This window comes from Cryptosporangium minutisporangium (genome assembly GCF_039536245.1).
Lineage (GTDB): Bacteria > Actinomycetota > Actinomycetes > Mycobacteriales > Cryptosporangiaceae > Cryptosporangium > Cryptosporangium minutisporangium.
Genome location: NZ_BAAAYN010000033.1, coordinates 1 through 20,316, shown reverse-complemented (window position 1 = coordinate 20,316; position 20,316 = coordinate 1). Strand labels below are relative to the sequence as shown.

The 20,316-nt window shown below is 70.8% G+C and carries 19 protein-coding genes, 1 tRNA gene and 1 pseudogene; 5 read left to right on the top strand and 16 right to left on the bottom strand.

What is annotated here, in order from left to right:
- Positions 1–86: 86 nt before the first annotated feature.
- Entirely contained in the window at positions 87–1,319 is a 1,233-nt protein-coding gene (locus ABEB28_RS24975; RefSeq protein ID WP_345730629.1) for an acetyl-CoA C-acetyltransferase, read from the top strand.
- 248 nt (positions 1,320–1,567) lie between these two features.
- On the opposite strand, the pseudogene ABEB28_RS24970 reads toward ABEB28_RS24975, so the two are convergent.
- A pseudogene (locus tag ABEB28_RS24970) lies at positions 1,568–1,870 on the bottom strand (nuclear transport factor 2 family protein); the annotation flags it as partial.
- Between ABEB28_RS24970 and ABEB28_RS24965 the strand changes: the two are divergent.
- Positions 1,781–1,975 carry a hypothetical protein gene (locus ABEB28_RS24965; RefSeq protein WP_345730669.1) on the top strand — a complete coding sequence of 65 codons (195 nt, stop codon included), beginning with the start codon at positions 1,781–1,783 and terminating at the stop codon, positions 1,973–1,975. The pseudogene ABEB28_RS24970 and the gene ABEB28_RS24965 sit on opposite strands and share 90 nt — an antisense overlap.
- A 159-nt stretch (positions 1,976–2,134) precedes the next feature.
- Here ABEB28_RS24965 and ABEB28_RS24960 read toward each other — a convergent pair whose 3' ends face one another.
- The 7 genes from ABEB28_RS24960 to ABEB28_RS24930 all read right to left on the bottom strand — a co-directional run bounded on the left by ABEB28_RS24960 (position 2,135) and on the right by ABEB28_RS24930 (position 9,141).
- Entirely contained in the window at positions 2,135–3,991 is a 1,857-nt protein-coding gene (locus ABEB28_RS24960) for a right-handed parallel beta-helix repeat-containing protein (protein WP_345730628.1), read from the bottom strand.
- Positions 3,988–4,335: a hypothetical protein gene (locus ABEB28_RS24955; protein WP_345730627.1), complete on the bottom strand. Its 348-nt coding sequence runs from the start codon at positions 4,333–4,335 to the stop codon at positions 3,988–3,990. Before ABEB28_RS24955 ends, ABEB28_RS24960 begins: the two co-directional genes overlap by 4 nt.
- A gap of 41 nt (positions 4,336–4,376) precedes the next feature.
- Positions 4,377–5,198 (bottom strand): Bax inhibitor-1/YccA family protein, encoded by an 822-nt coding sequence (locus tag ABEB28_RS24950; protein ID WP_345730626.1) that lies wholly within the window; start codon positions 5,196–5,198, stop codon positions 4,377–4,379.
- Between the two features lie 334 nt (positions 5,199–5,532).
- Positions 5,533–5,615, bottom strand: a tRNA-Leu gene (locus tag ABEB28_RS24945).
- A 137-nt stretch (positions 5,616–5,752) separates the two neighbouring features.
- Positions 5,753–7,309: an NAD(P)/FAD-dependent oxidoreductase gene (locus tag ABEB28_RS24940; RefSeq protein WP_345730625.1), complete on the bottom strand. Its 1,557-nt coding sequence runs from the start codon at positions 7,307–7,309 to the stop codon at positions 5,753–5,755.
- A 256-nt stretch (positions 7,310–7,565) separates the two neighbouring features.
- Positions 7,566–8,327 carry a uracil-DNA glycosylase gene (locus ABEB28_RS24935; protein WP_376981434.1) on the bottom strand — a complete coding sequence of 254 codons (762 nt, stop codon included), beginning with the start codon at positions 8,325–8,327 and terminating at the stop codon, positions 7,566–7,568.
- A 121-nt stretch (positions 8,328–8,448) separates the two neighbouring features.
- Complete coding sequence (locus ABEB28_RS24930) at positions 8,449–9,141, bottom strand: dienelactone hydrolase family protein (RefSeq protein WP_345730623.1); 693 nt, start codon at positions 9,139–9,141, stop codon at positions 8,449–8,451.
- Between the two features lie 168 nt (positions 9,142–9,309).
- On the opposite strand from ABEB28_RS24930, the gene ABEB28_RS24925 reads away from it, so the two are divergent.
- Positions 9,310–9,732: a hypothetical protein gene (locus ABEB28_RS24925; protein WP_345730622.1), complete on the top strand. Its 423-nt coding sequence runs from the start codon at positions 9,310–9,312 to the stop codon at positions 9,730–9,732.
- Between the two features lie 66 nt (positions 9,733–9,798).
- Here ABEB28_RS24925 and ABEB28_RS24920 read toward each other — a convergent pair whose 3' ends face one another.
- The 8 genes from ABEB28_RS24920 to ABEB28_RS24885 form a co-directional block, all read right to left on the bottom strand.
- Entirely contained in the window at positions 9,799–10,722 is a 924-nt protein-coding gene (locus tag ABEB28_RS24920) for a Ppx/GppA phosphatase family protein (protein ID WP_345730621.1), read from the bottom strand.
- On the bottom strand, positions 10,719–11,165 hold the full coding sequence (locus tag ABEB28_RS24915) for a DUF501 domain-containing protein (protein WP_425558992.1): 447 nt from the start codon (positions 11,163–11,165) through the stop codon (positions 10,719–10,721). Before ABEB28_RS24915 ends, ABEB28_RS24920 begins: the two co-directional genes overlap by 4 nt.
- Positions 11,166–11,212: 47 nt before the next feature.
- The gene (locus tag ABEB28_RS24910) at positions 11,213–11,923 is read right to left on the bottom strand and encodes an FtsB family cell division protein (protein ID WP_345730620.1); all 711 of its coding nucleotides are present in this window, start codon (positions 11,921–11,923) and stop codon (positions 11,213–11,215) included.
- 7 nt (positions 11,924–11,930) lie between these two features.
- The gene (gene eno / locus ABEB28_RS24905) at positions 11,931–13,214 is read right to left on the bottom strand and encodes a phosphopyruvate hydratase (protein ID WP_345730619.1); all 1,284 of its coding nucleotides are present in this window, start codon (positions 13,212–13,214) and stop codon (positions 11,931–11,933) included.
- Between the two features lie 263 nt (positions 13,215–13,477).
- Entirely contained in the window at positions 13,478–15,073 is a 1,596-nt protein-coding gene (locus ABEB28_RS24900) for a DUF885 domain-containing protein (protein ID WP_345730618.1), read from the bottom strand.
- A gap of 185 nt (positions 15,074–15,258) precedes the next feature.
- Positions 15,259–15,516, bottom strand: coding sequence for a hypothetical protein (locus ABEB28_RS24895; protein WP_345730617.1), 258 nt, complete (start codon positions 15,514–15,516; stop codon positions 15,259–15,261).
- Between the two features lie 167 nt (positions 15,517–15,683).
- A complete protein-coding gene (locus tag ABEB28_RS24890) occupies positions 15,684–16,367 on the bottom strand; it encodes a response regulator transcription factor (RefSeq protein ID WP_035848720.1) in 684 nt (227 codons plus the stop codon).
- Positions 16,364–17,974, bottom strand: a complete 1,611-nt coding sequence (locus tag ABEB28_RS24885) for a PAS domain-containing sensor histidine kinase (protein ID WP_345730616.1) — start codon at positions 17,972–17,974, stop codon at positions 16,364–16,366. The genes ABEB28_RS24890 and ABEB28_RS24885 overlap by 4 nt, the downstream gene beginning before the upstream one ends.
- A gap of 177 nt (positions 17,975–18,151) precedes the next feature.
- Here ABEB28_RS24885 and ABEB28_RS24880 point away from each other — a divergent pair, with 177 nt between their 5' ends.
- Positions 18,152–20,008: a PAS domain S-box protein gene (locus ABEB28_RS24880; RefSeq protein ID WP_345730615.1), complete on the top strand. Its 1,857-nt coding sequence runs from the start codon at positions 18,152–18,154 to the stop codon at positions 20,006–20,008.
- Between the two features lie 117 nt (positions 20,009–20,125).
- Positions 20,126–20,316: hypothetical protein (locus tag ABEB28_RS24875; protein ID WP_345730614.1), on the top strand; the 191-nt coding region annotated here is incomplete at its 3' end.

Below are 20,316 nucleotides of genomic sequence, written 5' to 3'. Positions count from 1 at the left end.
CACATGCCCTCGACGTCCGATCCCGGCCCGCTACTGAGCGGTAACGTGGCCGGTAACAACACCGTCACAAGGCCTGGGAGGACACCGTGGCTGAGTTCGCCGACCGCGACGCCGTCATCGTCGCCACCGCGCGGTCACCGATCGGACGCGCGGTCAAAGGTTCACTGAAGGACATCCGCCCGGACGACCTGGCGGCGACGATCGTCCGCGCCGCGCTCGAGAAGGTGCCGGCGCTCGACCCGACCACGATCGACGACCTGATCCTCGGCTGCGGTCTGCCCGGCGGCGAGCAGGGTTACAACATGGCCCGGGTCGTGTCGATCCTGCTCGGCTACGACTCGCTGCCCGGCACGACCGTGACGCGCTACTGCTCGTCCTCCCTGCAGAGCACGCGGATGGCGTTCCACGCGATCAAGGCCGGCGAGGGCGAGGCGTTCATCTCCGCTGGCGTCGAGACCGTGTCCCGGTTCGTCAAGGGCAGCTCGGACGGTCTGCCAGGCACCACGAACCCGCTGTTCCTGGACGCGCAGAAGCGCACCGACGAGTCGGCCGCCGGCGGGTTCACCTGGAACGACCCGCGCGAGAACAGCGCGCTGCCGGACGTCTACATCGGCATGGGCCACACCGCGGAGAACCTGGCGCAGCTCAAGGGCGTTTCCCGGCAGGAGCAGGACGAGTTCGCGGTGCGGTCGCAGAACCTCGCCGAGAAGGCGATCGCCAACGGGCACTTCGCTCGGGAGATCACGCCGGTCACGCTGCCCGACGGCACGGTCGTGAGCACCGACGACGGCCCGCGCGCGGGCACGACGTACGAGAAGGTCTCCACGCTCAAGCCGGTGTTCCGCCCGGACGGGACCGTCACCGCCGGCAACGCCTGCCCGCTCAACGACGGCGCGGCGGCCGTGATCATCGTCAGCGGCAAGAAGGCTCGCGAGCTGGGCCTCACGCCGCTGGCCCGGATCCTGTCGACCGGCGTCAGCGGCCTGTCGCCGGAGATCATGGGCTACGGGCCGGTCGAGGCGACCAAGCGGGCGCTGGCGCTGGCCGGTAAGTCGATCTCGGACATCGACCTCGTCGAGATCAACGAGGCGTTCGCCGCCCAGGTCATCCCGTCCTACCGGGACCTCGGCATCGACCTGGACCGGCTCAACGTCAGCGGCGGCGCGATCGCGCTGGGCCACCCGTTCGGCATGACCGGCGCCCGGATCACGACCACGCTGCTGAACAACTTGCAGACCCACGACAAGCAGTTCGGCCTCGAGACGATGTGCGTCGGCGGGGGCCAGGGCATGGCGATGGTGCTGGAGCGCCTGAGCTGAGTCGTCCGGGGCGGGCGGCCGAACCGTCCGCCCCGCCCGCGGCGCGCTCCGTGTCGCACAGTTCGCCCGCCCGGCGCGCGGCGCCGCACCGTTCGTCGGTGCGCTCCCGCGCCGGGCGTCAGGGCGTGAGCGGCTTCCGCCGGGGTCGTACGGTCCGGCGGGAGATCCGCCACCCCGCCTCGGTACGCACGACCGTGTCGTCGTAGGTGACGCTGCCCGACCGTGCCGTCGGCTCGGACGCCGAGGCCCTTGGACAGTGCCCGGGCCGCACCGTCCCCCGCGTCGTCCACGACGACGTTCGTGACGTGGTGCGCCAGCGGATTGCCGTCCCCGAGCGCCACCGCGGCCGCTCGCGCCTCCGGTAGTCCCTCGATCGCTCCGAATCCGAGTTCGCTGACGTCGTACACCACGTCGGCGGTGAAGAGTTCGCCCCAGGCGTCCAGATCGCCGGCGTCGGTGAGATGCCCGTGCCGGTTGACCAGATCCGTGATCGCCCATCGGTCCTCGACGGTCAGCGTCCCGGCGTGGGCAACGCGACGCTGTACCGCCACTTCCCCACCCGCGGCGACCTGCTGGTGGCCGTCTACTCCGACGAGGCAGCGTTCGCTCCACACCACCGCGAAGCAGCTCCTGGCGCGGGCTCAGGCCGCCGGTGAGGTGCGACCCGACCTCAGCGTCGTCGACCTGTCGCGCTGGCGAGCGGGGCTGCGCTCACCGGTACGCGCGCCGACCACGCCCGACGCCTGGTCGGGCTGCTCCGGACCGGTGTCGCGCCGACGCCGACACCCCGCCTCGGCCGAGGCCGGCGGGGATGGTCAAAGGCGTGAAGACGGGACCTTGAGGGTCTCCTGGGGACGCCGATCGGGGGGCCTACGGCGCCGGAGCAGAGCAGCGACCCCACCACCACCGACCAACGCCAGCAGCGCGAGCGCCACCCCCCAGAGCCAGCGGTGGCCGCTGGGTTCGGTACTCGGCTGGGCGGCGACCTTCGCCGGCTGCGCGGCGCCGATGCTCACCGGACGCTCGTCCAGCCCGGCCCCGAAGTAGTCGACGGCGTCGGCGCCGGTGTCCACGTCGACGCCCGCTCCCCCGGCCGGCGAATCCGCCGCCAGCGCGAACTGCGTCACGCGGGTGATCTGGCCGGGATCGGTGACGGACGGCGAGGCGGACGCGTCCTGCAACCGCGGATCGACGTCGAGGCCGGTGTCCTTCCCGCCGGCCCGCTCCTGGCCGGTGACCCTCCGCCAGCCCGCTAGCGAGCCGTACCGCCCGTCGCCCCACTCGAACGCCGAGCCGCCGCCCTCGCGCCAGTACGCGTTGCCCCGCAGCACCACTTGGTCGGAGGTGAGGGCCGGCGCGCTGATCGCCGCTCCGGCGCGCTGGGAGAGCAGGATGTTGTTCCGGAGCGTGACCCCGGTCAGCCCGTCCCCGAGCTCGGCCGCGGCCGGCTGGTGCGTGCCGCTGGCCCTGGTGACGATCGTGTTGTGGTGGAGCGCCGTGTCCGCTACCCGGCCGGCGACCGTGAGACCGCCGTACCCCCCGTTGCCCCGGGCATCGTCGACGCTGACGTTGAACCGCACGGTGTTGCCGCGCTGCGCGCCGTTGTCCTGGGCGGTGAACACCAGCAGCCCCGGCCCGTCGTTCGCGTACGACAGGTTGTACTGCAGGAACGAGTTCGACACGTTCTCACCCAGGTCGAAGCCACCGCCGCCGGCCGTGGTGCCGGTGCGGTTGCGGTACGAGACGCTGCGTTGGATCGTGACGCCGGTCGAGTCGTAGGTCCGGATGCCGGCCGGGCCCTCCCGGGTCGACGCGCACTCCGCACCGTTGTCGTACGCCGACGACTGCTCGATCGCCCCGTTCCGCACCGAGCCGAGGACGATCCCGCTACCGCTGTGCGACGCGGTGTTCTTCGGGTTACCCGCGTTGTCGTACGCGGTGACGCCCCGGACCGTGACGTCGGCGTGGGCGTAGGTCGGGTTGTTCGGGTCAAACGCGGTGCCGTAGAAGAGGACGCCGTCGTCGCGGTTGCCGTGCGTGGTCGAGTCGCTGATCGTGACGTCCCGGAAGCCGCGCCCGGGCGCGGCACCGGCCATCGCGATGCCGATCTGGAAGCCGCTGACGTCGAGGTCGGAGATCGTCACCGACGCCGGGCGGGTGGGCACCTTGTCGTCCGCGTAGAACAGGACGCCGCTCCAGGCGTCGTAGGTGAACGTGTCGCCGACGATGGTCAGGCCGCGGATCGTGATGCCGCCCGCGTTATAGACCTTGATCGCCTCCGAGTTGACGGCCTTGATCGTCGCTCGCCCGGTGCCGTAGGTGGCGATCGTGACCGGAGCGTCCTTGGTGCCTGCGTCGTCCTGGAGGAGCTGTAGCTGGCCGTCGAACTGGGCTCCGCCCTGCAGCAACAGCTGATCGCCTGGGAGGAAGCGCTCCTGGTTCGCCCGGGCCAGCGACTTCCAGGCGGTCGCCTCGGTCCGGCCGTCGGCGGCGTCGTTGCCGAGCGGGCTGAGGTAGAACGCCCGCCCTGGCGCGGCGCTCGCGCTGACCGGAGCGACGAAGAGACCTGCCGCGACCGTCAGCACGAGCGCGACCGCGACCGCGACCCGTAACCCGCGGGTGGCCGCGGAGGTGGCCGGCAGGTCGCCGCCCGCCCGGTCGCGAACCGTCACAGGGCTGCCCGCAGGGTGTCGAGCTGGTCAGCCAGACGATCGAGCAACGCGGGATCGACGTCGGCCGTCAGCAGGTCGTTGCCGAGAACCGCGAACTGGTCCGCGAGCACGGACGGCTCGCCCGGACGGGGCAGCGGCCGACGACGCCTGCCCTCGGCGTCCGCCGCGAGGTCAGCCAAGACCTGGGCGACGACGTGGAGCTGGTCGGCGACCGAGCAACCCGGTACTTCCCCGTCCACAGACGCTGCCGAGCTGGAGCGCAGCGCCGTCACGGCGTCGCCCAGCAACGGCGACGCCGCCGCGGAGAACCGCGGCGGCGTCCAGTACGACAGCAGTGTGGTCAACCGTTCCACCGAGCGGCGGAACCGGTCTTCCGGGGGCGGAATCAATCCCGGAAGTAGGAGAGCAGGCGGAGGATCTCCAGGTACAGCCAGATCAGTCCGACGACGATGCCGAAGGCCGACAGCCACGCGTACTTCCGGTCGGCACCGGCGTTCGACAGCTCTTCGATCTGCTTGAAGTCGAGCGCGAACGTGAGCGCGGCGACGCCGATGCAGACGAGGCTGAAGATGATCGCGACCGGACCGCCGTCACGGAGGCCGAGGCCACCGTCGACGAAGAGGCTGAGCACGAAGTTCGCGAGCATGAGCACGACGACGCCGATCAGCGCGCCGATGACCCACTTCGCGAACATCGGGGTGACCCGGATGACCTTGAACTTGTAGAGCGCGGCCATCCCGAAGAACACCGCGAACGTGCCGATCACGGCCTGGATCACGATGCCGGGGTAGTACGACTCGAACGCCTGGCTGATCACTCCGAGGAACACACCCTCGGCAGCGGCGTAGGTCAGGATGAGCGCCGGGTTCGTGACACCCGCGAACGAGATGATCAGGCCCAGCACGAGCCCGACCATCGCCGCGGCGATCGCGACGCCCATGGAGATGCTGTCCGGGAGGACGAACCACCCGATCGCACCGAACACACCAACGACGGCGAGCATCGCCACCGTGCGGACGACGACATCGTCGACGGTCATCCGCTGGGTGATCGGCGGCGCGTAGGGCGCCCCCTGCTGCGGTGACTGAGCGTAGCCAGAGGGGGCCCCGTAGCCGCCGTACTGCTGCTCAGCCGGTACTCGTTGGAAGGTCGCGTGCTGCGCTGACCGGTCAGCCAGCCTGCTCAGCACGGGGTTGCTGCTCTTCACGACGCCTCCTCGGCCTGGCGGCCAACGTCATCGGCCTTCCGACCTGCTGGTCGGGACTCAATCGTAGCGTGGTGACACACCGAGCTGAGCATGCCCGTAGCGGATGTAACCCCGCTTCTCAGCTCTCTGCCAGGTTTCACGGGGGAATCACAGCCGATTCCCGCGGGCCACAGTGCGAACGTAGGCAACAGGTTGCGCCATGCCACTAGTTGACGCCGCGCCCGGCGTCCGACGCAGAGCCACCCATTCGGGTACAATACGTACAGGAAAACTCACTGCAGGTGACCACCTGCCGCACCGCGAAAGGGCCACGCGAACGTGGCCCCCGCTGTCGTGCCCGGGGCGGGACTCGAACCCGCACGCCCTTTCGGGCAGCCGTTTTTAAGACGGCCGTGGCTGCCTTTACACCACCCGGGCCAGGCGCACTTACCGTACGGGGCAGAACCCCGACGACGTAGCGGCTTTGGCAGAAGTGGGATCGGTCAGCCGGGCCGAATCTGTACATGGAACGTCGCCCGGCAACCTGCCGGGCGACGTACTGCAACCATTGGTGCTTATCCGGCGGAACGAGCCGCCGCGGCCGCCGCGGCCTTGTCCGCGTCCGCGGGCTTGGCCCCCGTTGCCGACTTGGCCTCGGCAGCGGGCTTGGTCTCCGCGGCGGGCTTGGCCTCGGCGGTGGCCTTGGCCTCCGCGGTGGGCTTGGCCTCCGGAGCAGCCTTGGCCGGCTCGGCGTCGCCGGACTTGCCACCGGCGGGCGCCGCCGGGGTAGCCGTGGGCTTGCCTCCGGCCGGCGTCGGCGTCGCGAACAGCTCGAAGCTGGCCCGCGGGTCGTGCAGCTGACCCAGCGCCACGACCTCACGCCGGAGGAACAGCGCCAGCGTCCAGTCGGCGAGCACCCGGACCTTGCGGTTGAAGGTAGGCACCCGGCTCAGGTGGTACGAGCGGTGCATGAACCAGGCGATGAAGCCCTTGGTCTTGACGCCATAGGTCTGCGAGACGCCCTTGTACAGGCCGAGGCTGGCGACCGACCCGACGTGCTTGTGCGAGTAGTCCACCGGCTGACCGCCGTTGAGCAGGATGCCGATGTTCCGGCCCAGCCGCTTCGCCTGCCGGACGGCGTGCTGCGCGCTCGGCGAGCAGGTCGCCCCCGGGGTGTCCGAGGTCAGGTCCGGCACCGCCGCGCAGTCACCGGCGCTCCACGCACCCTCGACCACGTTGCCGTCCGGGTCCACGACCTGCAGCGTCGGCAGGCAGGTGATCCGGCCACGCTCGTCCAGCGGGAGGTCGGTGTTGGCCAGCATCGGGTGCGCCTTGACGCCGGCCGTCCAGACCACGGTCCGAGCTTCGAACTCGTCGCCGTCGGAAAGCTTGACGTGACCGTCGACGCACGACTCCAGCCGGGTGTTCAGCCGGATGTCGATGCCGCGGTCGAGCAGACGCTGCACGGTGTAGGCGCCCATCTCCGGGCCGACCTCGGGCAGGATCCGCTGGCTCGCCTCGACCAGTACGAACCGGATGTCGGACTGGCTCAGCGTCTCGTAGTACTTCACCGCGTCGCGGACCATGTCCTCGAGCTCGGCCAGCGCCTCGATGCCCGCGTAACCGCCGCCGACGAACACGAACGTGGTCGCCGCCCGGCGGAGCTCCGCGTCATCGGTGCTGTCGGCGGCGTCCAGCTCGCCGAGCACCTGGTTACGCAGGTAGATGGCCTCACCGATGGTCTTGAAGCCGACCGCGTTCTCTTTGAGGCCCGGGATGGGCAGCGTCCGGGACACCGACCCCGGCGCGAGCACGATTTGGTCGTAGGTGAGCTCGTAGGCGTTACCCATCACCGGGACGATGCTCGCGGTGCGCCGGGCGTGGTCCACGCTCTCGACGTAGCCGGTGATGATGTGGGCGTGCCGAAGCGTCTTGCGCAGCGGCGCCACCACGTGACGGGGCTCCAGGTTGCCGGCGGCGGCCTCCGGGAGGAACGGCTGGTAGGTCATGTGCGGCTGCGGGTCGACGACGGTGATCCGCGCCTTCTTCGCCTTACGCTGCAGCTCCAACGCCGTGTACATCCCGACGTACCCACCACCGACGACGAGGATGTGCGGTCGATCCGCGCTCATGCCTCTCTACCTTCCGCGCTTGCGGCGGCACCGGTGCGGCGCCGTCAGGCTTGCTGGAGGACCTGCGTTGGTCCCGACTTCCGAAAGCGTATCCAGGCTCTCTGGAACGATTCGTTGCGCGGTCGTCGCATGCGACCGCCGACACATTTTCGGCTACCCGCGACGGGGCGCCCGACACCTCAGCGGCCCCGAACGACGGCCCCGTTCACAGTTTTGACCACTGCTCACCGAGCCAAACCGCTTAGGCCTCTCACGTCTATGACAAGGCTTTGGCCTGGGCAAATATTCCATCGAGCATGGGCTCGGTGAGCACTCCGGTGAAGGTGTTCTGCTGGCTCACGTGGTAGCAGCCGAGCATCGTCACGTCGGTGCCGGGGACGGCCACCGAGACGCCGTGGCCGAACCGGGGCCGCGGTCGGGGCGCCACCCCGCCCAGCGCGCCGACCACCGGCCAGAACGCCGTCCAGGCGAACGCGCCCAGGGCGACGATCACCTTGAGTGTGGGTGCCAGCAGTTGGAGTTCGCGGGTCAGCCAGGGCGCGCAGGTGTCCCGTTCGGCCGGCGTCGGCTTGTTGGCCGGCGGCGCGCAGCGCACCGCCGCCGCGATCCGGACGTCGTCCAGCTCCAGTCCGTCGTCGACCGAGACGCTCGTGGGCTGGTTCGCCAGCCCGGCACGGTGGAGTGCGGCGTACAGCCAGTCGCCGGAACGGTCACCGGTGAACACCCGGCCGGTGCGGTTCGCCCCGTGCGCGGCCGGCGCGAGACCGAGCACCAGGATGCGGGCGTCCGGCGGACCGAAGCCCGGCGCCGGGCGTCCCCAGTAGGTCTGGTCCGCGAACGCCGCCCGCTTCTCGGCCGCGACCTGCTCCCGCCAGGCGACCAGCCGCGGGCAGGCCCGGCAGTGCGCAACGCCCGCGTCCACCTGCTCCAGGTCAGTCGCGTTCGCCGCGACATTCCTCACGCCTACGGCATCCGTCGCCGCCGGTGCGTTCGCATGCAGGTACGCCGGGCTTCCCATCAGGCCATCTTCGTGGACGCTCGGCCGCGGAGCATCGCGGGCCACCACGCATTGCCGAGAAGTCAACGTGCGCAGACGCCCGTGCACGTTGACTTCTCCGCAATGCGTTGCCGTCGCTCGGTCAGAGACGCGAGCGGAACAACTCCAAGGTGCGGGCCCAAGCCGTGGCTGCGGCGCGGGGGTTGTAGCTGTCGGGGCGATCGTCGTTGTAGAAGCCGCGCTTGGTGCCCGGGTACTCGTAGATCGTCAGCTCGCCGCCGGCCTCCTCGACCGCCTTCCGGGCGACGTCCAGCTCCGGGCCGGTCGTGGCGGCGTCCTCGTCGGCGGCGTGCACCACCGCCGCAGTGCCACCGAACGCACCCCAGTTCGGCTGGGTCGGCTGCCACGGTACGAGTGGGTAGAACGCCCCGGCGGCCACGACGTCCTCGGTCAGGCTCGCTGCCCAGAGCGCGAGCGACCCGCCGAGTCCGAACCCGACCGCGCCCACCTTTCCGTCCGCCTCGGTCGCCAGGTAACGGGCGGCGCCCACCAGGTCGCCGGACACACGATCGGCCGGGAGCTCCGCGACGAGTTTCTGGGCTTCGTCCGGCCCGCTGGCCACCACACCCCGGTACAGGTCGGGCGCGAGCGCGACGAAACCCTCGCTGGCGAGCCGGTCGGCGACCGACTTGATCTGACCGCTCAGACCCCACCAGGCCGGAAACACCAGAATGCCCGGCCCGCTGCCGTCCACCGGCCGCGCCAAATAGCCGTCCGCCGTACCGCCCTCAACCGACGGTGCACCTTCGACCGCAAAGGTCACGTTCTCGCCCACGGCAGACTCCCTTCGATTGGCGATCACCCAATCACGCGAGTGGACCTCTGGGAACTGATCCGGCGCTAGGTCACATTCACGATCAAGTTTCCTGAATCGATGCGGAAGGGACGCCGAGAGTCGGACTCCCGTGACCACCGATTCGATGCGACCGGATAACGTGCGCGCATGAGCACTCTGTTGGCGAGCCTGCTCGCCGCACCCGGCCTGTACCGGGGACGCGGCGACGGCGCCGAGTCCGGGCCCTTCCTGGCCCGCTTGGTGGTGGCACCGGTGGTCTCGGCACGCGGGGTGGTCATCGACTACGAGGCCACTTCGGACCGGCGCGGTCTGCACCACGTCGAGCACTCGATCCTGACCACGAGCGAGGACGGTCGGCAGGCACTGCACGTCTGCTGCACGGAGCTGCCCGGGGTGGTCCAGTTCACCGAGAGCCGGCCGGGCGTGTTCACGGCGTACGACGGTGGCCTCACCGCACGAATCGTGATCACCACGCCCCAGCCGGGGTCGCTCACGTACTCGTGGTGGTGGACCCGCGACGAGGGCGAGCCCAAGGAACAGTTCCGCGCCGACGTACGCCGCACCGGCTGAGCGGCGGCGTTCCCGAAAAAGCACCCGCCCGCACGGACGCCAGGGCGCCTTCCCGGAAGAGGGCCGTCAGGACGTCTGGGACCAGGCGATGCCGTCGAGGATGTCGTGCTCGCTGGCGACGACGAACTCGGCGCCCACCTCGTCCATGATCACCCGCAGCACCAGCGCGCCCGCTCCGATGACGTCCACCCGCCCGGGGTGCATCACCGGATAGGCGGCACGCTCCTCGCGCGTCTGGGTGAGCAGCCGTTCGGTCACCTCGGCGACCTGGTCCCGGCTGACCCGGGCGTGGTGGATCGCCGCCGGGTCGTAGGCGTCCAGCCCGAGCGCGAGCGCGGTCACCGTGGTCACCGACCCGGCGAGCCCGACAAGCGTCCGGGCCCGCTCCACCGGCACCGTCTCCCTCGCCACCCCGACCGCCGCGACGATGTCCTTCTCGGTCGCGGCGATCTCTTCCACGGTCGGCGGGTCGCTACGCAGGTGTCGCTCGGTCAACCGGACGCAACCGATGTCGACTGATCGAGCCGCGTCCACCCCGGACGTGCCCAGCACGAACTCCGTCGATCCCCCGCCGATGTCCACGACGAGGTACGGCGGCTCGGCGCCCTGCAGGCCACGGACCGCGCCGGAGAACGACAGCCGGGCCTCCTCGTCACCGGTGATGACCTCCGGCGCCGTGCCCAACGTCGAGAGCACCATCGCGCGGAAGTCGTCCGCGTTCGACGCGTCCCGGCTGGCGCTGGTGGCCACCATCCGGACGCGCTCGGCACCGAGCTCCCGGATCTGCGACGTGTACTCGGCGAGCGCGACCCGCGTGCGTTCGATCGCCTCGGGCGCAAGCCGACCGGTCCGGTCCACACCCTGTCCGAGCCGGACGATCCGCATCTCCCGGACGACGTCCACCAGCGGAGCGTCCCCCGTCGAAGGCAGGTCCGCGATCAGCAGGCGGATCGAGTTCGTCCCGCAGTCGATCGCCGCGACCCTCGTCACTCGGTGTCCTTCCCCGAACAGGGATTCCGTTCCCACCAGTGCCCGACCGCCTCGAGCGCCTCGTCACCGAACGGGTTGACGCCCTTCCCAGCCGCGAGCGCGTGCCCGGCCAGCGCGTGCAGGCACTTGACCCGGGTCGGCATCCCGCCGGCGCTCACGCCCTCGATCTCGGGCACCGTCCCGAGCTCGCGCCGACGCTCCAGGTAGTCCTCGTGCGCGGCCCGGTACTGCTGCGCGAGTTCCGGATCCGTCTCGAGCCGGGTGGTCATGTCGCGCATGAGGCCGTCGGCCTCCGCGGTGCTCAGCCGACCGGCCAGCCGCGGACAGGTCAGGTAGAACGTGGTCGGAAACGGCGTGCCGTCGGGCAGCCGCGGTGCGGTCTCGACGACGTCCGGCGCGCCGCACGGGCACCGGTGGGCGACGCCGACGGCACCGCGGGGCACACGTCCGAGTTGCGCCGCGACCGTCTCGTGATCAGCGGGGGAAAGGCTCACTTCTCGTCTGCCGCCTCGACACTGTCCCAGAGCCGTCCGTACCAGGACCGCGGATCGCTGACCGGCGAGGTGGACGGCTCGGTCGGCGTCCGGCTGGTGCCTCCGCGGGACGGGTCTTGCAAGATGAATTGCTTCTCCCCCGGCTGCACCAGCTGCAGACGGGAACTGGCCTGGCTCCGCACGTACGCCGGGTCGTCCCACTTGGCCAGGTCGGCGCGGAGCGTGGCGATCCGCTCGGCCTGCCGCGCCTGGGCGCGCTCCGCCTCGGCGATCTGGGACCGCTGCGCCAGGTACTGCTGGATCGGGTAGGCGAGCGTGAGCACGAGCACCGCGAACAGGATCGCCAGCACCGCCGCCCGCCCCGTGAACCGACCTTCGCCACGGCGGACGAACCGGCGGCCGTCGATCGCCGCGGGCGCGGACGCCGCGGTCCGGCGGACACCAGGCCGGCGTCCCTCCCGGCTTCCGGCGCCCGGGCTGCGTCCGGCGCCCCGCCGCTGGGCCGGAACCGACGAGACCGGGTAGTCACGCTGCTTGCCCGGCACTCGCCCGGTGACCCGTCCGCCGTGCGGGCTGGTCGTTCGTGGAGTGGCGCGGGGGGTAGCCGACCGCGCCGCACTCCGCGCGGCCGACGACGTCGACGGGCGGCGGTTACCGCCGGCCCGCGACGGACGCTGGCCGCTGGGAGTGCGGCGCGGACTAGCCATCAGGTACTCAGGACGCCGGCGTGTACCGGGGGAACGCCAGCGCGCCCGCGTAACTCGCCGCGTCGTCCAGCTCCTCCTCGATGCGGAGCAGCTGGTTGTACTTGGCGATCCGCTCGGAACGGGCCGGCGCACCGGTCTTGATCTGACCGGCGTCGGTCGCCACCGCGAGGTCGGCGATCGTGGTGTCCTCGGTCTCACCGGAGCGGTGGCTCAGCATGCACTTGAAGCCGGCCCGGTGGGCGAGCGAGACCGCGTCGAACGTCTCAGTGAGCGTGCCGATCTGGTTGACCTTCACCAGCAGCGCGTTACCGGCCTTCTCCGCGATACCACGGGCCAGCCGCTCCGGGTTGGTGACGTACAGGTCGTCACCGACCAGCTGGACGCGCTGTCCGAGACCGGCGGTGAGCGCCTTCCAGCCGTCCCAGTCGTCCTCGGACAGGCCGTCCTCGATCGAGACGATCGGGTAGGCGTCGACCAGCTCGGTGTAGTACGCGGCCATCTCGTCCGAGGTCTTCTTCTGGCCCTCGAACGAGTAGACGCCGTCGCCGTAGAACTCGGTGGCCGCGACGTCGAGCGCGAGCACGATGTCGGTGCCGAGCGTGTAGCCGGCCTTGTCGATCGCGGTGGCGATCAGGTCCAGCGCGGCGCGGTTGCTCGACAGGCTCGGCGCGAAGCCACCCTCGTCGCCGAGGCCGGTGGCCAGCCCCTGTGCCTTCAGCACGCTCTTCAGCGCGTGGTAGGTCTCCGCACCCCAGCGCAGCGCCTCCTTGAAGGAGCCGGCGCCGATCGGCGCGATCATGAACTCCTGGATGTCGACGTTCGAGTCGGCGTGCGCGCCACCGTTGAGGATGTTGAGCATCGGCACCGGAAGCGTGTGCGCGTTCGGGCCACCGAGGTAGCGGAACAGCGGCAGCTTCGCGGAGTCGGCGGCGGCCTTGGCGACGGCCAGCGAGACGCCGAGGATCGCGTTCGCGCCCAGGCGGCCCTTGTTGTCGGTGCCGTCCAGGTCGATCATCGCCTGGTCGATCAGGCGCTGCTCGGCGGCGTCGAAGCCGACCAGCTCGGGGCCGATCTCGTCGTCCACGGCCTGGACCGCCTTCTCGACCCCCTTGCCCAGGTAGCGCTCTCCGCCGTCGCGGAGTTCGACGGCCTCGTAGGCGCCGGTGGAAGCGCCGCTCGGCACGGCGGCGCGGGCGACCGTGTCGTCGTCGAGGATGACCTCGACCTCAACGGTCGGGTTGCCGCGTGAATCGAGAATTTCACGGGCGGCGACGGCCTCGATCGTGGCCACGTGCATCGCTCCTCATAGTCGGGGCGTCCGGGGCGGCCCGGCGCGAGTACGGGACCGTATGGCGGTCGGGCGCGGGTTCGGCCCGCCGCTCTCGCCAAAGAGCCTAGTCCCGCACCCAGCGCGACTCCGCACGGCCCGCCGACTGCACGGCTCGCTGAGAGCGACGGATGACAGCCGAGCGCGAGGCCTTGAGACAACACCAAGGTCGCGGCGGCCACGCGCTCAACTGTCCCCGACGCTCTCAGCGGGCTCCAGGTCCGTTGTCAAATATTCAACAAACTACGCAAATGCCTTGGGGACGGGGAACCGTGGGCGAGCATGCGGTCGTGCCACTCCTTCAGCGGCACGTCCGAAGGGCGGGCCGCAGCGATCGCGGACACCTCGGTGTACCCGACGAAGTACGTCGAGAGCTGTGCGGACGTCAGCAGCGCCCGGCGCCACTTGCCGGCCGCTTCACCCTCCTCCTGGAAGCCCTTCTCCACCATCAGCGCCATGGCCTCCGCCTCGGACAGGTCCTCGGCGTGTACGAGCTGGTCGAGCAGCGCGTTGATCACCATCCGCAGCTCCATCTTGAGCTGCTGCATCTGCACCGGTAGCCCTCCGAAACCGGCGTCGATCATCAGGTGCTCGGCGTAGACCGCCCAGCCCTCGACGAACGAGCCGGACATGCACAGCGCGCGGGCACGGGTGCTTCCCCGGAAGCGACGTGCGTGCGCGAGCTGCAGGAAGTGACCGGGTACCGCCTCGTGCACGGCCAGGTTCTGCAGCAGATGGTTGTTGTACTCGCGGTAGAACGACTCCCGTCGGTCGTCCGACCAGTCGGCGGGCGTCGGGGCGATCGCGTAGAACGTCGGGATGTCGGCGGTCTCCAGCGGGCCCGGCGGGTCGCAGTAGGCGATCGCGACGCCACGCGCGAACTCCGGCATCTCGATGATGCGGCACTCGTCGTCCGGCAGCGTCACCAGGTCGTGCGCGCGAACGAACTCGATCGCCGCGCGCAGGCCGTCGTCGGCCCGGGCGATGACGGTCGCGTCGGTCGGGCGGTCTGCTGCGAGCGAATTCAGCGCGGCCCGGACGTCGTCGGAGCCGGTCAGTTCCTCGGCCACCGCCCGGATCTGCTCTCCGACCTCGGCGAGCCGCTTCTCGGCGGCGGCGAGCAGCGCGGTCGCGGTGAGTTCGGAATCGAGCTCGTGCCAGAGCTTGGCCTCCCAGCGACGCCGCCCGAGCCGGGCCTCGCCCTGGGAGCTGTCCAGCTGATCGGTGAGCCAGGCGCGGTGCCGGTCGAGTGCGGCCAGCGCGGCCGCTGCGGGTGCGGTGACGTCGGCTCCGGAGACCTGGGCCGCGAGCCGCGGCACCTCGTCGGTGACCAGGCTCGCGACGCCGTCGAGCTGGCCGATCGCGGTCTCGACGTGGATGCGCGGGCAATCGCGCAGCGTCGCCTCCGCGGCGCGCAGGGCGTCCGGGACCTGCCGAAGCCGGTCGGCGAGCGCTTTGAGACGCTCGGCCGGCGGTGCGAACTCCCGGGTGATCAACCCGTCCAGGAGAGCGCCCGGGTTGTGCAGTAGCGGGTTCCACTCGTGTTCGCGTAGCTCGGTCAGCGCGAACAGTCGCTGGTCGACCGCCGACGCGAGCAGTTGCGCGTCGACGGCGTCTTCCGGGCCCAGGTCGTCGACCTCGATCTCGGCGAGCGCGTCGGCGTCCTCGCGCAGGCGGCGGACCCGGTCGGCGACGGCATCCGCCGAGTAGTCGGGTAGCTCGTGGTCGTGGCGGTGGTCGCCGGCGTAGAAGGCGCCGACCGGGTCGCCCGCCAGCAGGTCGTCGACGACGGCTTCCGCCGTCTTGCGGAACTCACGCGTCATGCCGCGCCACTCTATGCGGCCGCGCGACGCTCCGCCCTAGAGCGGACGCAACAACGCGTTCGGCACAACGGAGAACGGCCGCTCCCCACCGACCCGCAGCTCGGACGTTCCGCTGGCGGCCGCAACGCTGACCCAGCGCCCGTCCTCGAGAACGAGCCATTCGAGGTGAACGTCCAGAGTGTCGGTTAAAACGCCTCGATGAACACCGGGGCACCGCCCTCACGGTATTCGCGGCGTTTTCGATTCATCTCGGCAAGCGTGCTGGTCGGCGACCAAACCTCCACGATGGCATGCGGCACCCCGACGAACACCGGGTCGTTCGCCAGCGAAGTGCCATCTACGAGCACATCTGGGTACCGACCGACGACCACCTCTCCTCCCTCGTCGACCACCAAGCCCCATTGCGCGGGCGGCGTAGCGATGACACCCGGCCACTGCCTCATGCGGGTTGCCGCCCACACGGCGCATCACGAACTCCCCGTTGACAATCTCGACCCGGGCGCCCGCACCAGCCGCCTCGCTCGCGGCGAGCCACTCGTCGACCGTGAGCCCGAGTCTGCGCACCGGCTGACTCATGCCAATGAGGCTACAGCTCGTACCAATGAGCCTGTCAAGCAGGTGGGCGGTAGCGGTAACCGACTCCTCGGACGGACTCGATCGGGGAGTCGGACGGGTCGGACCAGCCGAGCCGGCGCCTCAGCCGCAGCACCGCGAACTTCACCCGCTCCGCTCCGATCCCGGTCGGGTCGTCCCACACCTGGGACAGCAGCTGGGACGGCGAGAGCACCGCGCCCTTGTGCCGGGCAAGCGTGTTGAGAAGCCGGAACTCGATCGGCGTCAGGTGCACCGACTCGCCGTCCACGGTCACCGAACGGCGGACCGGGTCGAGCTGCAACCGGCCGTCGTCGTAGATCTCCTCCGACCAGTCCGGCGCCGACGAGCGGCGCAACAGCGCGGTCACCCGGGCCAGCAGCTCTCCGTTCGTGAACGGTTTGGTCAGGTAGTCGTCCGCGCCGCCGTGCAGGCCGCGCACCTTGTCGCGCTCCTGCCCGTGCGCGGTGAGCAGCAGCACGGGTACATCCGAGATGTCCCGCACTCGCTCCAGCACCTGCCAGCCGTCCATGATCGGCAGCCCGATATCCAGTACCACCAGGTCGGGACGGACCTTGTGAACCAGGCGCAACCCTTCCCGGCCGTCCTGGGCGTGCTCCACGTTGTGTCCGGCCCGCTCGAACAAAAGCTTGAGCCCGAGTGCGATATCCGGATTGTCCTCGACAACCAGTAGTTTGCTCACCGGTCCCCCTCCCGGTCACCGACTCGGCGTTGCGGCAACCAGACGGTCACCGTCGTCCCCCGGCCGAGCTCGCTCGTGATCTCCATCAGTCCGCCGTGGCGCTCGACGATCGCTTTACTGATCACCAGGCCGAGCCCCGTTCCGGGGTGGCTGTGCTTCTCCACGTTCGAGGCGCGATGGAAAGCCTCGAAGATCCGGTCCAGGTCCTCAGCCGGGATGCCGATGCCGCTGTCGGTCACCGACAGCCGCCAGCCGTCGGCCGCGGGATGGCAGCGCACGGTCACCAGTCCACCGGGCGGCGTGAACTTCAGCGCGTTCCCGATCAGGTTCCCGAGCACCTGGTTGACTCGGAGCTCGTCGCAGGACATCACCGAGTCGCCGGACACCTCGGCCTTCAGCGTGATGTCGGCGGCTTGGGCGATCGGCGCGCGCTCTGCCACGGCGGCGCGCACCAGGTCGGGGAGGATGACACGGCTGGGGACGAACTGCAGAGTCCGCGCTTCCAGCCGGGAGAGCAGTAGCAGGTCCTCGATCAGCCGCAGGAGCCGATCCGCGTTGCGCTGGATCACCTCGATGAACTGACGCTGCTCGTCGTCCAGTTCGCCCCAGTCGGGCTGGGCCAGCAGGTTGCTGAACGTGACCACTGACGTCAGCGGGCTACGCAGCTCGTGCGACACGCTCGCGACGAATTCGTTCTTCGCCGCCACCAGGGCGGAGAGCGCCTCGTTGCGCTCTTCGAGGCTGCGCTGCGTGTTGGCCCGGACCGTGACGTCCCAGGCGTGCAGCAGCGCGCCGTTGCCCGCCGGGCCGCCGACCGGGACCACGTCGATCTCGACCACCCGTCCACCGACCAGGACCAGGTCGGTGTCGAGCGCCGTCCACGGCTCCACCAGCAGGCGGTCGAGGCGGTCGGCGACCCGATCCGGTGCGCGCATCGCGCCCGCCATCCGGCGGAGCAGTGCGCGGGCGTCGGTGCCGTGGTAGCGCCGCGGCGGGCCGGGGACACCGAACAGGTCGAGCAACGCCTTGTTCGCGACCGCGACTCGCCCGTCGCCGTCGACCAGCAAAATGCCGACGGTCAGCGTCTCGATCAGCCGCGCCAGCCCGTCGTGCGTCTCGTGGAGCGCCCACTCGGCGTCCCGAGCCCGGCCGACCTCGACGCCGTAGTAGACGACGCCGCCGACGTCCGGATCGTGGACGCGGCTGCGCACGGTCGTGGCCAGCTCGATCCAGGTGCCCTGCGCGGTTCGCACCCGGACCGGGATCGACTGGGTCGGTTCCCGGCCCTCCAGCGCGGCCCGGAAGGCCGCCAGGACCGCGCGCCGGTCGCCGGGGTGCACCAGCGAGAGCACGCGGGCCCGCGCGGGCAGGTCGGCGGGGTGCCCGAGGCCGCGGGTGAACGTGTCCCCCAGCGCCGTCCAGGACCCGTCGGGGTAAACGACGGCCACCGCGGCACGGGCGGCCTCGACCACCGCGCGGAACAGCTCAGGGCGTTCCGAGCCGCGCCGGGGGGCATCGGGGCGTGGGGAACTGGCGGCCGCACGCGCGGCCGCTCCCACCGTCACAGCGCCACCGGCCGCAACGCCCCCGTTCGTGACCTCGGCCACGCCCCTCCTCTGCAGGCGGGCCGTAGTCCGCCGCACGCGACACGAAACTCACATTTCACTAGTTTTGCGTATCTTTCTCATAGTAGAGACTATCTGCGCACATTGACACACGTAACAGTCGACAGGGAAGGACCGGACGCGGATCGCGCGCGCCGGTCCGTGCTGGGAGGAGGGTGAATGGAACCGGCTGCGCCGACAGTGCCGGCGTTCCCCGTGCCTCTCGCCGTCGTCATGGTCGATCCGGACGGCCGGGTGCTGACATTCACCCACAGCGCGGAGCAACTGCTCGGCTATCGACGCCCCGACGTGCTCGGGAGGCAACTCGGCGAGCTGATCGTCCCGGCGCGGCTCCGGGACGGCATCGACGACCCGCTCCGGCCGCTCTACGACGCCTGCGCCGACGAGGAGGGGCAGGGCCATCGCGCGCTGCCGGCCCGTCGCGCCGACGGCAGCGAGTTCCCGGCCGACGTCCTGGTCACCCCGTCGGAGGGCCACGGGTACGTCGTCGTCATCGGTTCGCTGCCGGCCAAGGCCGACGAACGTCGCCAGTCCGAGTGGTTCCACCGGGCACTGGTCGGGCGGTCGCCGGTCGTCACGATGGTCTACGAGCCCGACGGCCGCTGGCGCTGGTCGTCACCGGCCGCGGTCCGACTGCACGGCCCTGGGCGGCCCACCACGGGCGTCGCCGAGTCGATCATCCATCCCGAGGACATCTCCCTGGTCCGCAAGCTGTTCGCGGCGGCGCTGAACGCACCGCGCACCGGCGACCACGTGCTCGGGGCGAGCGACGCGGAGACCGTCGAGGTCCGGCTGCGCCCACCGGGCCCGCACGGCGACGAGTGGCGGGTCTACGCGCTGACCGTGCAGAACCTCGTCGACGAACCCGCCGTCGAGGGCATCGCCCTCTACGCGATCGACGTCACGCGCGCGGTGGACGCCGAGCGTCGCGAGCAGCTGCACAGCGCACGGATCGACACGCTGATCGAGGCACTGCGAGTGGGCATCCTGGTGGAGGACTCCGAGCGGCGGGCGGTACTGGCGAACGACGCCCTGGCGCGCGTACTGGGGTCACGGCTATCCGCGCACGAGCTGATCGGCGAGCACACCACCGAGCGGCTCCCACCGGCCGAGATCTTCGCCGACCCTGTGGCGCTACGAGCCGAGACGCTGCGGCTGGTGGCGCAGGGCAAGCCGGCCACCGGCTCCGAGTTCACGCTCACCGACGGGCGGGTCATCGTCCGGGACTATGCGCCGATCCACGCCGAGGGTGCCGTCGCCGGACACCTGTGGGTGGTCCGGGACGTCACCGACCAGGTCACGATCCGTCGCGGATTGGAGGAGCGGAACCGGGCGCTCGCCGAGGTCGCGACACTCAAGACCGAGTTCGTCGCGGCCGCCTCGCACGAGCTGCGCACACCGCTCACCTCGATCGCGACGTTCAGCCAGATGCTCTCGGAGGAGCCGGACGCCCCGGCCGACCAGCGCCAGATCGCGCTGGAGGCGATCGCGCGCAACACCAACCGGACGCTGCGCATCGTCGACGACCTGATCACGCTGGCCGGGCTGGAGGGCGGGACGTTGCCGCTCACCTTGCGAGCGGTGCACCTGCCCGACGTCATCGGCGAGGCCGTGGACTCGTTCGCGGAGTCCGCGGTGCAGGCGGGCGTCACCGTGGACCTGGTCGGGAACGTGACGGGCCCGATGCTGCGGGTCGACCCGGCCCGGCTGCGGCAGGCGGTGGAGGCACTGCTGAGCATCGTGGCCACCGCCCACGCCGGTACCCGCATCGACGTCCGGGTGACGTTCGGGGCCGCGCAGTGGACCGTCCGGGTCGGGTCGCCGTCCGCGCTGGCCGCCGGTGACCACCTGTTCACCACCGGCGACCGCGGCGCGGGCAACGCGCTGTCGTTCCTGATCGCCAGGGCGATCGTCTCCCGGCACGGCGGTCAGCTCGCCACGCCCCGCACCGGTCAGACCGACGCGTTCGCGATCAACCTTCCGGTGCGCCCCCACCTCCCCGACGCGGACGCCTAGCCGGTCGCCGCCCGGCCGGTTGCGGCTCGGGGCGGCAAATCCGCGGGCAGGACGAGACTCCCGAGCGGAAACTTTTCCGCACCGCCCGGCGCACTCCGCCCTCCCGACATAGAGGGCATGCGTAACCTGCTTCCCTTCCGGTCCGCCTCCGCCCCGACCTCCAAGGTCGCCGCGCTTGCCACCGTTGCTGCCGCCGTCGCGGTCAGCGCAGGCATCGCTACTGCCCCCGCTGCTTTCACCACCGCCGCCCCGCACGCCGACGAGCAGGCCGTCACCAACGACGGACAGAACATTCGTTACGCCGGGCT